Below are 923 nucleotides of genomic sequence, written 5' to 3'. Positions count from 1 at the left end.
CTTTGATCACGCAGGGGTTAACGCTGATCAGCCGTTGAGCCGTCGACGCGTAGGGTCCGGACATGCGTGCAGGCATCACCGGGACAGTTGTTGCCGCGACCGTGGCCGGCTGCGCCGGCCGTTGGTGGAGGGTCAGGGCCCGGCTGTGGCCCGGCCGGCGGCTGGCCTGTCGGTGGGCATCCACCCTGACGGCCACGCTCCCTCGGCTTCGGGCCGACATGCGCGACGCTGCGACGAGCGCCGAGCGTGGCATCGCGGTCGCCCGATGGCGCTCACGATGGATGCTCGCCGCGGCCGTGATCGACCTGGTCGACCCCGCCGCTGCCCAGGCGGTACACGCGAGCGGGCGGCGGTTGCATGCGCATCTCATGGCGGTGGAAGTGGCCGGCACGGCCTGGCCGGTCGGCGGCATCCGGCGCGAATCCGCTGAGCGGATCGAAGCCGCCGCCCGCGCGGCAATCGAGCGCTGCTGCCGGCGGAAAACCTGCATCAAGCGGCGGGTCCGACACACGTCGGCAGGAGCAGGGGCGATCCGTTGATCCTGAGCGGGACGTGCACGAGTCGGTGATCATCTCGCCAGACGGCGTCTCTTCTACGACGGGCCGTAGGGCCCGTGAGCGCGGCGGTTGGCAGGCGAGCCAGCCGTCGACGTGGTCGATGTGAACCCCGATGCCGCACCCCGCCCCGGGATGTCCACTGGATGCCGGGGCCCCACCGTGCCCCCTTTCCGGCAGGATGAGGTCATCGTCCGCCCGTACCTGTCGCCGACGACGCCGGGGACCGGCGCCGCAGCAGCCGCTGGGCTGGCCGTCCCGGATCAGGCGGGCCATGACGGCGCCGCAGCCGGTGATCTGCGCGCCTTCCCAGAGTAGGTCGGCTTCGTGTACGGGTTGAGCTCGCCGTCGGCGCTTGGCGAGTGTGCC

At 71.8% G+C, this 923-nt stretch carries 1 protein-coding gene; it reads left to right on the top strand.

Annotated elements, in window-relative coordinates:
* The first annotated feature begins 62 nt into the window (after positions 1–62).
* Positions 63–539 (top strand): hypothetical protein, encoded by a 477-nt coding sequence (locus tag ACTWPW_RS64350; RefSeq protein WP_443175064.1) that lies wholly within the window; start codon positions 63–65, stop codon positions 537–539.
* The last annotated feature ends 384 nt before the right edge of the window (positions 540–923 follow it).

The sequence above is a fragment of the Nonomuraea sp. KM90 genome (assembly GCF_052246675.1).
Lineage (GTDB): Bacteria > Actinomycetota > Actinomycetes > Streptosporangiales > Streptosporangiaceae > Nonomuraea.
This window is presented reverse-complemented; position numbering and strand designations above follow the sequence as displayed.

Bases quoted from the DNA above. Each gene is read 5' to 3' on its own strand.
- ACTWPW_RS64350 (WP_443175064.1), top strand. From the start codon at position 63: ATGCGTGCAGGCATCACCGGGACAGTTGTTGCCGCGACCGTGGCCGGC.